Origin of the sequence: Archangium violaceum (assembly GCF_016859125.1) — a bacterium.
GTDB lineage: Bacteria > Myxococcota > Myxococcia > Myxococcales > Myxococcaceae > Archangium > Archangium violaceum_A.
In genome coordinates this window covers 901906-915467 of sequence record NZ_CP069338.1, presented here as the reverse complement: position 1 = coordinate 915467, position 13562 = coordinate 901906, and the positions used below count along the sequence as shown (strand labels likewise).

Here is a 13562-nt window from a genome sequence, read left to right as displayed (position 1 = left end):
TGGTCGTGAACCAGCCGTCCGTAGGAGCAGTGTGTCTTGTTCTCCCTTTCCAACCTGGGCTTCGGCCCGGACCTTCAATCGCAGTTCGATACCCTCTCTGATTCCTCACTCGTTCCAGCCCGCGTGGCGCTGGAGCACGGATCGCGCTACCTGACATTCACCACGGCCGGCGAGGCCGAAGCGGTGCTGGCCGGACGCTTCAGCTTCACGTCGGAAGACATGCCCGCCGTGGGGGATTGGGTCGCGATTCAACCCGGCCAGCCGGCTCGAATCGTCCACCTTTTCCAGCGGCGAACCCGGATCGTTCGTCAGTCCGCGGGCCGGCGCACGCGGGCCCAGATCCTCGCGGCCAATGTGGACAAGGTGTTCGTCGTCACTTCCACGGGTCGTGACTTCAACCCCCGCCGCGTCGAGCGCTACCTGGTGGCAGTCCAGGGCGGTGGCGCGGAGCCCATCGTGGTGGTGAACAAGGCTGACCTGAGCCCCGATGTCGACGCGCTCGTGGCCGAGCTCGGCGCGGTGGCCCCCGGTGTGCCAGTGCTCGCGGTGAGCGCGCTCCACGCCTCGGGGATGGATGCGCTTCGTGTCCATCTCCACGCGGGTTGCACCGTGGCGGTGGTGGGCTCCTCCGGCGTGGGCAAGTCCACCCTGATCAACCGCCTGCTCGGAGCCGAGGTGCTCGCCACGGGCGAGGTGCGCGAAGTGGACGAGAAGGGCAGGCATACCACCACCCATCGCCAGCTCCTCCCGGTACCCCTCGAGAATGGCGCCCAGGCCCTTCTCGTGGACACGCCGGGGCTGAGAGAGCTTCAGCTCTGGGCCCAGTCCTCCTCCCTGGCCGGAGTCTTCACGGACATCGAGACCCTGGCCGCCGAGTGCCGCTTCAGGGACTGCACCCACGCGCATGAACCGGGCTGCGTGGTTCGAGAGGCCGTCGCACGCGGCGAGCTCGACGAGGCGCGTCTGTCGAGCCTGCACAAGCTCGCCCGCGAGCAGGCCCATCAGGCCGCGCGCCAGGATGGCTGGGCCCGCCAGGAACAGCACCGCAAGGAGAAGCAGTTCGGTCGTATGGGGCGCGAGATCAGTCGGCTCCATCCCAAGCGACGGAAGTGAGGGGGCGCTGGAGCGCTACTCCTCCTGGCCTCGGAGTCGCCGAGGCCGGGAGGTCACCTGTCCGGTGCCAGACGAGCGTGTGGCCGGTCGCGTCGAATGCCTCGTTTCCGACGAGCTTGCCGCTCGTCGTGCGCTCGAGGACGAAGCCCTCGCTCTCGTACAACGCGCGGGCCGGGTGATTGCCGTCGAGCACCGTGAGCTCGACGCGCTCCCCTGCCTGGCTCAGGGCGTGTCGAAGCAGGGCGCGGCCAACGCCGCGTCGGTAGAGCTCGGGAGCAACGTACATCCAGGTGACCTCGTCGTCGGAGAACGCGAGGAATCCCGCGACGACTCCATCGAGCTCGGCAACCCAGACGAGGCCATCGAAGAGTCCTTCATTCTCGAACGTCTGCCGCAGGGGAAGGAAGGCCTCCACTCCCACGGAAGAGGCCAGTTCGTCGACACGGGCAGCGTCGTGGATGCGATTGATCGCCTCCCAATCGGATGGCGCGTAGGGGCGCACGGTGAGGGTACCGGTCATCTCGAAGCACCCGACTCCAGCCGCCAGCCCCAGAGCTGTTCGTACTGCCGTCGCATGACACGCGCCGGGGCCAGCCGGATGGACTGCTCGCGCATCCAGACGGCGAGCGGGTGCTTCCACTGGCCAATGACACCGAAGCGCCACGAAGTCCGCTGCAGCCACGCGGTGCGCTCCCGGCGCCGGGCCTCGTAATCCCGCAGGCCGTGCTCGATGTTCTCCGTCCCGCTCAACGCCTGGGCCAGTACGCCCCCATCCTCGATGGCCGAGCACGCCCCCTGCCCCAGGTTGGGCATCATGGGATGCGCCGCGTCCCCCAGTAGCGTCACCCGGCCCCGCCCCCACCGCTCGAGCGGCGGCCGATCGAGGAGATCGTTGCGCAGCAGGTCCGCTTCGTCCGTGGCGGCGATGAGCTCCGGGATGGGTGCATGGGCCGTCCGGAAGACCTCCCGCAGGAAGGCCTTGTCGCCCCCCGGGACCGGCTGCCCCTGGGGCCAGTCGGCGGTGGCCCACCAGTAGACGACGTCCTCGCGCACATGACCCATGCCGAAGCGTGCCCCTTGGCCCTGCGTCTCGCGCAGCATCCCCCGCGGCAGTCCCGGGTGCTCGAAACCACGCGCCAGTCCGCGCCAGCAGGGATGGCCGGCATAGCGCAAGGGCTCTCCCGGGTGCAGCTGCGCACGCACCGCCGAGCGCAACCCATCCGCTCCCACCAACAGCTCGCCCCTCGCCGCCCGTCCGTCCTCGAAGTGCGCCACTACCCCGGCCCCGTCCTCCTCGAAGCGGGCCAGCCGCGCCCCCAGGTGCACCGGAATCTCGTCACCCAGCGCCTCGTTCAGGGCGCCATGCACGGCCGCCCGGTGGAAGAGCACGGGCGGTGCCCCCTCGCAGGGCAGTTCCTCCGTTCGCTCCTTCGTCAGCGCCGTCCCCCGCCATGTACACATCTCCGCCTGGGTCACCACGACTCCCCGCTCCACCGCGTGCCGCAGTCCCAGCCCGAACAGGACGCGCATGGCGTTGGGGGAGAGCATCAGCCCCGAGCCCACCTCCCGGAGCTGGGGCGCCTGCTCGAAAACCTCCACCCGCCAGCCCCGCTGGTGCAAGGCGAGCGCCGCCGTCAAACCGCCCAGGCCTCCACCGATGATCAATGCCGTCCGCTCAGCCGTGTGCATGCCTCGTCCCTCTGTCGTCAGCGCCTCTCGGCTCCGGTGTGCATCAAAGCGGAGGGCGGCCCCCGTAACAGGGGGCCGCCCTCTGGTACTGACGGAAAGCTTTGCGCCCGAGTGAGGAAGCCGTCAATTCGTGCTCTACCATCTGAGCTACGGGCCCGTGAGAGTGGACCCGGCGGGATTCGAACCCGCGACCCCGGCAGTCAGAGTGCGGTGGCGTGTAGGGCCTCGTCGGCCGGGCGCGAAAGGGTGGGATGCTGGGACTTCGTTGTCTGGAATGACGGCGGGTGCAGTGCGGACCTGACTTCCGGGCCCACGTGACGAACACCCGCTTTCCGCGTACGTGCCCTCCCTCCATCACCCGGTGGGCCCCGGCGCTCCGCCAGACAACGAACGTTTCAAATGTTTCCCCCGTTGAATCGTTCAGCGAGGAAGTCGCGCCGCGATGCCGTCGAGCACGCAGTCCAGCCCCCTGTCGAATCGGACCTCGGACGAGGGGTGGGTGGCGTCCCGAACCACCCTGGCGAGCGTCGGGAAGCGGCCGGTGGCGATCATCCGCTGGATGTAGGGCCACGTGGCGTTCTGCCATTCCGTCTCGTTCATGCCGCTCTCGAGCTCGGCACGCAGCTCGCTGGCTTCGCTCAGGAGCGCGCCGATGACGTAGGCATTGACCGTCCCGACGGCCTGGAGGACGTCATCGATGTTCTCGAAGCCCGGCGTCTCGCTCAACGCGGCGAGTGACGCCTCGAGATGGGCGAGGGCATTCGGGCCGAGATGATGGCGGCCTCCCAGCAGGTCGATGAACCACTTGTGCTTCTTGGCCGCCTGCCGGGTGCGCTGCGCGATCGACCGGAGCGCCTCGCGCCAGTCTCCGCGGATCGGCCCGGCGGACGCCATTTCGCCGTAGACCGCGTCCACCATGAGCTCGAGCAGCTCCTCCTTGGTGGAGAGATAGCCGTAGAGCCGCATCGGCCCGGCATTGAGCTCGGCTCCAACCTTTCGCAACGACACCGAGGCGAGGCCGTCCTTGTCGGCCAACGCGATGGCGGCGCGCACGATCCGCTCCCTGCTCAGGGGTCCGGGGGCGGGACGGTTCGCGGGCTCGGGGCGCTCCCAGATGAGAGCCGCATCGGCCGCGGGCGGTTTCTGTCGAGCGGTCATCGCGGCCCTTCTTGTCCCGAATGGAACGTGGTTGACAACCCTGGTCGCCCGATACACTGTATTTGTCGATACGGTGTATTGGAGGCGGTGATGAAAACGGATTCAACCTCAGTGCTCGTGGTCGGGGGCGGCCTGGTGGGCTTGTCTGCCGCGATGTTCCTCTCGTGGCGTGGTGTGCCAACCGTTCTCGTCGAGCGGCACCCTGGCAGCTCACCGCATCCGCGTGCGATCGGCTACACGCCGAGGACGATGGAGCTCTTTCGCGCGGTCGGGCTGGGCTCCCGCATTCCGCAGGTGCCGGCCGACTTCCGGCTGCGCCGGGGCCGGGTCGAGAGTCTGGCCGGAAAGTGGTTCGAGGAGACCCCATGGACACCCGAGACCCGGCAGGCGCCCAGGCTTGAGTACTCGCCGTGCGCGGGCGCCGCGCTCTCCCAGGATCGTCTCGAGCCCATCCTTCGTGAGAAAGCGCTCTCTCTCGGTGCCGACATCCGGCTCGAAACGGAGCTGATCGGCTTCGATCAGAATGCCGACGGTGTCGTCGCCTCGCTGCGCGCTCGCGATGGACGAGAGTACGCGATGCGGGCTGCGTATCTGATCGCGGCGGATGGTCATGACAGCCCGATTCGCGAGGCATTGGGGATCGGCCGGACGGGACGCGGCCATATCCGGACGCTGCGAAGCGTTCTCTTCCGGGCTCCGCTCGAGGAGTACCTTCGAGCGGGGGTCTCGCAGTTCAACATCGACCAGCCGGGATTCAAGGCGTTCCTCACGACCTACGGCGATGGTCGCTGGGTGCTGATGTTCTCGGATGACGAGGAACGCGACGAAGGCACGCTGAGGGTGATGGTGTCCAAGGCGATTGGCAGGACGGACCTCGAGGTCGAGCTCATCACCACCGGCCGTTGGGAGCTGAGCGCACGCATCGCGGACAGCTTCGCGTCCGGAAGGATCTTCCTGGCCGGAGATGCCGCGCACACCCTGCCACCGACTCGGGGTGGCTATGGTGCGAACACCGGCATCGAGGATGCCCACAATCTCGCGTGGAAGTTGTCCGCGGTCCTCTCTGGTGCGTCGGCGCCGCGGCTGCTCGATACCTACGATGCCGAACGGCGCCCGATCGCATGGCTCCGACATGAGCAGCTATTCGCCCGGGACGACTACGCGGCGGACGCGGCGGAGGGCTCCAGGAAGGTGCCGATCATCGACGACGCCGCGATGGAGTTCGGTCAGTTGTATCGCTCGACCGCGGTGCTCGATGCCGGCAACGAGCTTCCATCCGCGCTGCGGCCCGAGCAGTGGGCCGGTCAACCCGGCACGCGCGCGCCGCATGCGTGGGTGTTCAAAGACGACGAGCGGGTGTCCACGCTCGACTTGTTCCAGCGAGGTTGGGTGCTGCTCGCCCTGGACGAGCGGTGGTGCCCTGCCGTAGCGCAAGTCGGCAAGCAATTGGGTATCGACGTGCAGTGCCTCCGCATCGGCGTCGAGGTGCGTCCGTCCGATGAGAACGCCTTCCGGACGGCGTTTGGCCTCGGGACGGGAGGGGCCTCGCTGATCCGTCCGGATGGCTACGTGGCCTGGCGAGCGATCGAGCTATCCGCGGATCCACTCCGTTTGCTCGGCGATGCCCTCAGGCGGGTGTCGTGCGCCACGCGCTAGCTCGAGGCTCCATCAGGCGGAGCAGGTGGACCTCGAGCCTGTCCCGAGAGTCTCACCGCGATGATGTACAGACTCTCGCGCGGCGAGGGCGAGTCGTCGATGGGACGAAGCGGACCTCGGGAGTCCGCGCGTCGGGAGCGGCGAAGGCGAGCAGTCGAGCCCCCTCCTCGGCCAGTGCGGCTCGCTCGGGCTTCTTCAGCGAGGTGAACGGGTTGATGACCAGGGTTGCCCGCTCCCGTTCCTGCTCGAGCTTCCACGTGCCCCGCACGAAGCCGTCGACGAGGAACGTCGAGAGAAACAGGCCATTGGCGGTGGCGATTGCCTTGCGGTGCTCCTCCGAGATGATTCGGGTGCGGTCGGCGTGGGAGAGCAACACGTTGTCGAAGTCGGGCAGGAAGCGCGGCGGCGCGGGGACGTCAGGGTCGGGGAGCGGAGCGTTGGGGGCATCGAACAACTCCACGCCGTGCTCGTCCCGAAAGGTGCGCAGACGGGGCCGGAGCTCCTCGACGACATCGCGCAGCCGCGTCAGGCCCGACCAGGTCTGGACATCCTTGACGCTGGCCGGCCCGAAGGCCGCGAGGTAGCGGAGAATCAGCTCATCGAGCGACGACCCGGAGACGGCCTTACCTCCGAGCCAGGACTCCGCCGTGGTGCTCGCGGCCTGGCCACCCACGCCCCAGAGGCCCCGTGGAGGCACCTGGACCAGCGGCACCAGGTTGCGGATGGCATGGGCGAGGGAGCTGGCGTCGCGCTCGGGCCATCGCTCCTGGAGGAGCTCGCCGAGCTCGATGAGGGTGCGAGGCTTCTCCTCGACCAGGGCCCGACCGAAGGCCACGAGGGCGGAGATGTCCATTCCCTCGAGGGCTCGGCCGTAGGGGCTGCCGGTGAACAGGGAGCGTTCGAGGACCGGTTGTAGAAGGGTTCGCAGGGGCAGGCAGTCCCGAGCGGTGACCAGATGGATCGTCGAGCGCATCAGTGCGATGCGTACGGCACGGCGACGGGAGATGAGCTGGGACAACGCCTCGGGCTGGAAGCCGTCGAGTCGTGTCCACAGGCCGAAATAGGGCGGATTCGTGGCCTGCGCCTGCATGCCGACCAGGTGCTGGAGCGTCTTCTCGACGGACAGCGTCGAGCGCCGGAGGAGCAGCTGACGTTCGAGCAGGGCCCGATTGAGCGCGCGCAGGGGAAGCACGGTGGAGGGTGGCCGTTTCGGCATGTCCGACACGATGGCCGATGCCCCGGTGCTCGCGTCAATGAAAGTCGCCGGAGCAGGGGGGGCGCGATTCGAACCCAGGGCGCTCCAGCCCGCTCAGTAGAGATTGTCGCGGTAGTCCGCCTCCAGCCCCTTTCCGATGATGTCTCTCGACACGGAGGTGCGCAGCTCGGTGGCCTGCTGGCCGAGCGTCTTGTTCAGCTTCACATGGGCCAGGAGTATCTCCGATGGATCGATGCCGGGCTCGGCCGGCTTCGAGGGCCAGAGACGGGCTCGCTGCAACACCGCGCTCTCGAACACGACAGGCGGCGGGCCTTCGAGCACGGTCGCGAGCAGAGGCGTCTTCCCATCGACGGCGAAGGGGGCACGAGCCCCCTCGTCCGTTACGATTCGCGCCCGGCCTGACAGGGCCGCGACGAAGGGTGAGCCGGGGACGAGCGCGAGTGCGGCCACCTCGGGCCGGACAAGGATGTTGCGAAAGCTGTCGGCCCGGCGATTACCGGGGCGGTCCGCGTAGATTGTCTTTCCGTCCTGCTCACGGACCATCTTGCCCGCGGGATCCCCCTTGGGGCTGAGGTCGGCATTCCCGTTCGCATCCGCCGTGGCGAGCGCCAGGAACCGGGTCTCGGCGAGGAAGGCCGCGACGTCCGTTGGGGCGTCCGGGCGGGGCCGTGCGGCCCAGAACTGCGACCGGAGGAGGGCTTTCGCACAGTGCACATAGCACTCGTCCACGGCGAGCTCGACTCCCGCCCCCGTCATCTTGGAAACGCGGCCATTGACCCGCAGCGTCTCTCCAATGCCGGAGAGCAGGAACAGCATCCCGACACCCTGGCCCGCGCGCGCCAGGGTGGCGTCCTCGAGGGCCTCCGCGGGCAGCACGAGCGCCTGGGGACCCTGGACGGAAGCGAAGCCCGGTGCGCCACCCGCGAGGGTCGCACGGATGGAAGATGCGTCCGAGAAGGCGACGAACGCGAACGGTGAGGCCGCGATCCAGCGTGCCGCGTGCGCGTCCAGATGGTCGATCACCTTCATCTGCACGCCCAGCGGGGTCGTGCCGAGACAAGCTTCCAGCTCGCTGATGCTTCCGAGGGTGTTCTCCATGGCGCCAGTCTGAGGAAATTGATATTGATTTGCAATGTCAAAATTCTCTTCAGGACATTCCGGGGACGCGGTCATTGGAAGCGGCGGGAATCGAACCCGTGGGTAGGGCGATGGAAAATCCCAAGCAGGACGCGCAGTTACCCGCTATCGCCTTGATTTCCCTCGGGTTCGTCATCCCGCCCCGTCCCACGCCGTTTCCCCGTGCGCCGCCTCCAACCCCGCTGGAGGGGCGCACTGAGGGCACATGAGGCCCCCACGTCCCCGGCTCGGCCATCTCCTGAGCCGGGCGGCGTTCGGCTGGCGGGTTCCTATGCTCGGGGCTTGCCGCGTCGGCTCTGGCCCATTTTGTGCGGCCCGAATAGCGAGACTACTCGCCCTCCGATTTCCGAGATGCGCTCGTAGGCCCGTTCAAGCGCGTCCAGGTGGCGGGGTTGTCCAGGTCGAGCGGCGCGTCCGCAAGCCCCAGGCGCGCGATATTCATTCTACAACGGCATGCGGTCCTTCGCTCCTCCGAGCAGCTCGAACGCGGCGTCCCCTGCCTGGGAATCGGATTCAGCGCGCGGCGGCAGGCGGTAGTGCGCGGGCCGACCGTCCTCGTCCGGGGCTCTTCGTCCCACGCGTTGACGTCCGCGCCGTGTTCGTTGAGCAGTGGCGGGTGCAACTCGACGCGAAGGTCACATTCCAGAATGGCGGTGGCGCGGAAGTGACAGCCGAAGTGACGGATGAGCCCAAACGTTTCAACGGGCCGCACCCGCTGGAGTCGGACCTGGGGCTGGTGCCGGTGAGGGTTTCGGACCTCACCCCGTGGTGTCCCGGGTTCTACTGCACGACAAGACGGAGGGGGCCCACGAAGTTGATGTTGGGTTTGACGATGGGCGTCGCGGGCAGGGTGATCGCCAGCGGCACGACATCGGTCTCGAACGAGCTATTGTAGCACTCCGTTGAGCTGGACCTGGTGGATTCGACCTGGACCATCGTGGGGGTGAACGTATCGGGCAGGGTCCGGAACGTATCGGCGGGATCGCCCGCCACCGTGAAAACGAGCCGGGGCAGGGTGCCCGCTGAGGCATAGGCATTACCCGTGCAATCGACGGCGTCGTAGTAGATGGATTGAGTTTCCGTCTCGATCTTTCCGGTCAATACCTCCAGGAGCCAGATGAGGCCTCTGTCATCGAAGTAGGGGACATCGTCGCCCGCGAGCATTCCCGGGGCCACCAGCGCGTTGTTCGCATCCCTCCACACGGCGACGGGGAGCGAGGTGCCGGCGGGACCCTGGGGACCGGCGGGACCCTGGGGGCCAACGGGACCTTGGGGGCCAACGGGACCCGTGTCCCCCTTGGGCCCTTGGATCTCGGAAGTGCAGGCCACGAGCCCGCCCAGCAGCACCGCAACAGCAAACATCCTGGTTCTTCGCATGATGCCTCCTCGGTATTGAAGACCGCGCGGCACTCTGCACGATGTTCCAAAAGGCGGCAACAATCGTGCTTTTGCTACAGGATTGCAGAGCCGGGCCTTTCCCCAGTGCAAGCGTGGCGCCCGTATCCACCGCTTCCGGCTTCGTGCCTGTTTGGAGCTTCTCCATCGATGGCCTCGAGGTAGCCCGCGTAGTCGACGATCTCGGGGGCGTTCTGCGGCATGATCCGGAAGGAGGGGTTCTTGGACTTCGCGTACTGGCTGATGCGCGAGATGAGCGCCTCCATCTTGCGCGCCAGATCGTCACGGTTGGTGCCCGCGGCGTTGGCGGCGATCTCCTCGTAGGTCACTACCAGGTCCAGGTAGCAGCCAGTGAATCCGGCGGCGAGGGCCCGGTCGATATGGCCCTGCACGATAGGCCACCAGCGCTCGTCCCAGTACTTCACGTACTGCTCGTCCTGCCAGCCGTCCACCGCACCGAGCTTCATGTCCGCGGGCACCAGGCTCCATTCAGGGCGGTACTCCTCGATGGCGCGGATCTCGAAGCAGGCGAGCACCTGCTTGTCGGTGGCCTTCACCGCCGCGAGCTCGTCGCTCCGGAAGTAGTCGCTCGCCCCATCACGCGAGAGTTCGATGATGGCCAGGTTGAACTTGGAGGCGGCAATCTGGTCCAGCCGGTTGTTGGCGTACTGGGTCAGTTGGTAGGTGAAGCTGGTGACACCCTTTCAGGGCACGGACGGGACGGTGCCCGCATCCGTGGTGCCCGCGTCCGGCGTCGTGCTGCCCGCGTCCGTCCCCTCGAGCTGGATACGCACCACCAGCAGAGCGAGCAGCGAGGCGTCCGCCGAGGACGTCGTGTCGTAGCGCAGCTTGAAGGGGCCACCGCTCACGATTCTCGAACTTGCCAGATGAGGGCAGAAACACCGCGCCACCTGGCAGGGAGAATAGTCATCAGTCCGCCCTTGTGGGTGTCAACCAGGAGGCGCGAGGCGAGTAGCAGGATTGCCAGTGGGAGGCACAGGGGAAGGAGTCCAGGTATGAATGAGGGCTGCGGGGGCTCATCGACACGAGGATGAGGAGGAGCAATCACATGCTGAAGAGGGTTGAGATCGCGCTGGCAGCGGTGGTGGGCCTGGCCCTCGCAGTGGGGGCTTGTCAGCCCGGGAGTGGGGGGCAGCCCCAGGCCCGCGAGGGAATGGCGCAGGTCATGGTACGCGGGCTGTCCGCGTACGAGATCGACAGGATGGTCATCACCGCGCAGCCGGCCAACGTCACCCAGACGATGGAGTACAACGCGGACGCCGGTGTCTTCACCGGGAGCCTGTTGCTGCCCGCGGGAGAGCAGACCCTAACGGCCGAGGGCTATTCCTACAGCTACGGGTCGGACGGCGGCTTTTCGGACGGTGGCTCATCGGACAGTGGTTCCTCCGACGGTGGTTCCTCCGACGGTGGTTGCTTGGACGCGGGCCTGGCGGATGGCGGCTCCTCGGACGCGGGCCCGACGGATGGAGGGATGCCGGGCCAGGGCACGCTGGTGGCCACCGGCTCCGCGACCGTCACCATCGTGGCCGGTTCCTCGACCGCGGTGACCATGCGCATCCATGACATCACGCCGCCGCGGTCGCAGGGGGACATCGGGCCCCTCCTCCGCTCGATGACGGCCTCCAGCACGACCACCACCGTTGGCACCCCCACCCAGCTCGAGGTGGATGCGGTGGACCTGGACGGGGATGCGCTGTCGTACTCGTGGACGAGCAACTGCGCGTCGAGCACCTTCAGCAATCCCTTCTCCGCCACCACGAGCTGGTCCAGCAGCGTCTCGGGCGTGTGCAGGCTCTCCGTGACGGTGTCCTCCCGGAGTCTGAGCACCACCGAGTGGCTGGAGGTATCGGTCTTCTCGGCTCCGGTGGATGGGGGCCCGGGAGAGGGCAGCGTCCAGGTGAATGGCGAGTACATCCCCCGGCCCCAGATCGAGGGACTCCTCGTCGAGAGTCCCCGCATGTCGACGTTCGTGCACCGCAGCACCTCCAACGCTACGCTGCGCAACGTGTCGGCGGGTGTGACGTACACCCTCGACATGCGGGTGGAGTATGGCACCCGTTTAGGGACCTTCTCGGGCAGCATTGTGTCCGATTGCGGCGGCACCTGGCGCAGCGAATGGAATAACTGCAGGGGCAGTGGCGGTTACTGCAGCGTGGCGTACTCCTGGACGACGCCAGTTGCCGGAACGATCTGCAAGCTGACCCTGCAGGCCGCCAACGGCACCCTCGCCGATAGCTTCTCCATCGGCGTCTCCGTGCGGTAGCGCGGGGGACCTCCGCCAGCCCCAGGCCATGGCGTTGGAGGGAAACGCGCCTCAACCTCGGTGCTGGCCGAGCCACTCCACCAGGAGCCGGTTGACCTCGGCCGGCTTCTCCTGGTGCAGGAGGTGCCCCGCGTCCTGGATGCGCTCGGTGCGCAGGCCCTTCGGGAAGTTCTTCGGATTCACCCGATCGAACAGCTGCGTGCGGGCGCAGCCGTCCTTCGCGCCGGTGAGTGCGAGCGTGGGCACGAGCACGGGGCTGAAGAGCAACTTCTGGGTGCGCCGGTTCGCCGGGCTATAGAACCTGTAGAAGTCGCGGCTGAAGCGGCGCAAGAGGCCTACGTCCACCTTCGAGCCTCCCGCCACCACCGACCCCAGCATCTCGTCGAGCCGCGGGTTGGGCACCTGCGGCTCGGACGAGGCCGCGATGAACAGGTGCGCCGGTTCCATCCCCCACTCCGCCCGCAGCCATCGCGCCAGCTCGAAGGCGATGATTCCTCCCATGCTCGCGCCGAAAAGCGCGAAGGGCTCGTCAAGCAACGGCCGCATCACTCGCGCCAGCTCCGGCAGCAGCGCCGGGAAGCGCTCAAAGGCCGATCCCTTTCAAGGTGAAGGAGAGGACTGCCTCCTGGTAGGGCTTGCAAGAAAGTACTTGGAGAGGGGAAAGCAGCCTCGAGCAGGGCACAGAAGCGCAGGACAAGGCCACTGGCCCGCCAATCCTTATCGAAAGGAATGACCCAGCACAGTCCTCTGGAATCAGGGGGCACCTGTCTTTCCCTTGGGGGCGCTCATTGTCTGCATTCCGTCAGGTCTGCTCTTGCCCTCGTAGCACTCGTGCAATCGATACATGCCGTCGGGCGACCTCTCCCGGGACGTACTCCTTCTTGGCCTTCTTCTTGGATTTGCGCGGGTGCTTGCGCAACCTGGCCACTCTCACGTTCGCCGCCAGTTCCAGTAGCGTTCGACTCAACTCGGACGCTGACTGAGACTCATAAGGCTGCCATGTGGGTTCTGGCAACGCTATCATCATGCCGCCGTAGTTGAACTTCACCTCGTCCGCTATGTAATAGGAGGAAATCTGGACGGTGGAGTCTTCCAGCCGATGCTCTGCTTCCACTGCCGATTGAAGTACCGCCAGCACGTTGTAGGCCAGCACGGAGACTCCGAATGCAAGCAAGGCCGCTCGCGGGTAACCCAGGCTCTTCACCTCGCTCTGGAGGACTGATTCCAAGCGGCCGAACATGCTCTCGATGCTCCAGCGCCGCCGGTACAGCCCCGCTACCTCCAGGGCTCCCATTCGCTCCGCCGGCACATTCGTCAACAGGCGGATGATGGTTTCACCGTGCCGGGTTGGCTCGTAGGGACTGTCCGGGCAGCGCCGCTCCGCGAAACTCTCGCAACGGCTTCATCCGCTTCTCACTGGCCGCCAGGTGGTTGCCGTCCAGCACCCGCACCACGTAGCCCTCCGCCCAGGGCGCTCGCCCCTGCCTCATGGGCTTCACCACCGGAGCCAGCCTCTCGGCGCTCCCGCGCACCAGGGCGCCTACCACCTCCGGCTCGGTTCGCTTCACCTTGTCGTACAGCGCCGTGAGGGACACCCCCAACTCGGGGCTCGCCTGGGCCGCCGCATGCAAGGACGGTTTGAGCCCCAGCGCCACCAACCCCATCAGGTCCACCACCGTGGAGAAGAGCAACTCGCGCGTGTACTGCTTGTCCCGGTGCCGCTCGAATACCTCCTCCATCCACTCCCGGCTCAGCGCCTGCTGCATCACCAGCCGCACCATCACCGTCAGCGGGCTGCTCTTCTTGAATCGCTCCATGATGGCTTCCAGGGCCATGGCTCCCTCCCTTCGGAGTCGTCCCTGAAACATGACCTCGCCGGTAGCCCCGTGCTGCTCCCTCGCTTTCTTGCTCGCC

General features: G+C 67.0%; 13 protein-coding genes and 1 pseudogene. 3 read left to right on the top strand and 11 right to left on the bottom strand.

The window, feature by feature from the left end:
* Positions 1–36 precede the first annotated feature (36 nt).
* On the top strand, positions 37–1113 hold the full coding sequence (gene rsgA / locus JQX13_RS03940) for a ribosome small subunit-dependent GTPase A (protein WP_203407738.1): 1077 nt from the start codon (positions 37–39) through the stop codon (positions 1111–1113).
* Here the strand turns inward: rsgA and JQX13_RS03935 are convergent.
* The 3 genes from JQX13_RS03935 to JQX13_RS03925 all read right to left on the bottom strand — a co-directional run bounded on the left by JQX13_RS03935 (position 1082) and on the right by JQX13_RS03925 (position 3960).
* Positions 1082–1633, bottom strand: a complete 552-nt coding sequence (locus JQX13_RS03935; RefSeq protein ID WP_203407737.1) for a GNAT family N-acetyltransferase — start codon at positions 1631–1633, stop codon at positions 1082–1084. The two genes, rsgA and JQX13_RS03935, sit on opposite strands and share 32 nt — an antisense overlap.
* Positions 1630–2802, bottom strand: a complete 1173-nt coding sequence (locus tag JQX13_RS03930; RefSeq protein WP_203407736.1) for an FAD-dependent monooxygenase — start codon at positions 2800–2802, stop codon at positions 1630–1632. The genes JQX13_RS03935 and JQX13_RS03930 overlap by 4 nt, the downstream gene beginning before the upstream one ends.
* A 420-nt stretch (positions 2803–3222) precedes the next feature.
* Positions 3223–3960 (bottom strand): TetR/AcrR family transcriptional regulator C-terminal domain-containing protein, encoded by a 738-nt coding sequence (locus JQX13_RS03925; RefSeq protein WP_203407735.1) that lies wholly within the window; start codon positions 3958–3960, stop codon positions 3223–3225.
* 90 nt (positions 3961–4050) lie between these two features.
* On the opposite strand from JQX13_RS03925, the gene JQX13_RS03920 reads away from it, so the two are divergent.
* Entirely contained in the window at positions 4051–5616 is a 1566-nt protein-coding gene (locus JQX13_RS03920; RefSeq protein WP_203407734.1) for an FAD-dependent monooxygenase, read from the top strand.
* Between the two features lie 52 nt (positions 5617–5668).
* On the opposite strand, the gene JQX13_RS03915 is transcribed toward JQX13_RS03920, so the two are convergent.
* From JQX13_RS03915 to JQX13_RS53655, 6 genes are all read right to left on the bottom strand, one after another.
* Entirely contained in the window at positions 5669–6832 is a 1164-nt protein-coding gene (locus tag JQX13_RS03915; protein ID WP_203407733.1) for a winged helix DNA-binding domain-containing protein, read from the bottom strand.
* 93 nt (positions 6833–6925) lie between these two features.
* Positions 6926–7930 carry a pyridoxamine 5'-phosphate oxidase family protein gene (locus JQX13_RS03910; protein ID WP_203407732.1) on the bottom strand — a complete coding sequence of 335 codons (1005 nt, stop codon included), beginning with the start codon at positions 7928–7930 and terminating at the stop codon, positions 6926–6928.
* 308 nt (positions 7931–8238) lie between these two features.
* Positions 8239–8352 (bottom strand): hypothetical protein, encoded by a 114-nt coding sequence (locus JQX13_RS53660; RefSeq protein WP_239015225.1) that lies wholly within the window; start codon positions 8350–8352, stop codon positions 8239–8241.
* A 397-nt stretch (positions 8353–8749) separates the two neighbouring features.
* Positions 8750–9346 (bottom strand): collagen-like protein, encoded by a 597-nt coding sequence (locus JQX13_RS03905; protein WP_203412650.1) that lies wholly within the window; start codon positions 9344–9346, stop codon positions 8750–8752.
* Between the two features lie 74 nt (positions 9347–9420).
* The gene (locus tag JQX13_RS03900) at positions 9421–10008 is read right to left on the bottom strand and encodes an endo alpha-1,4 polygalactosaminidase (protein WP_239015223.1); all 588 of its coding nucleotides are present in this window, start codon (positions 10006–10008) and stop codon (positions 9421–9423) included.
* Between the two features lie 60 nt (positions 10009–10068).
* Positions 10069–10233 carry a hypothetical protein gene (locus JQX13_RS53655; RefSeq protein WP_239014521.1) on the bottom strand — a complete coding sequence of 55 codons (165 nt, stop codon included), beginning with the start codon at positions 10231–10233 and terminating at the stop codon, positions 10069–10071.
* A 200-nt stretch (positions 10234–10433) separates the two neighbouring features.
* Between JQX13_RS53655 and JQX13_RS03895 the strand changes: the two genes are divergently transcribed.
* Positions 10434–11648, top strand: a complete 1215-nt coding sequence (locus tag JQX13_RS03895; protein WP_203407731.1) for a hypothetical protein — start codon at positions 10434–10436, stop codon at positions 11646–11648.
* A 51-nt stretch (positions 11649–11699) separates the two neighbouring features.
* On the opposite strand, the gene JQX13_RS03890 is transcribed toward JQX13_RS03895, so the two are convergent.
* Both JQX13_RS03890 and JQX13_RS03885 read right to left on the bottom strand, forming a co-directional pair.
* Entirely contained in the window at positions 11700–12194 is a 495-nt protein-coding gene (locus JQX13_RS03890; RefSeq protein WP_203407730.1) for a thioesterase domain-containing protein, read from the bottom strand.
* A gap of 256 nt (positions 12195–12450) precedes the next feature.
* Positions 12451–13429, bottom strand: a pseudogene (locus tag JQX13_RS03885) (transposase).
* Positions 13430–13562 lie beyond the last annotated feature (133 nt).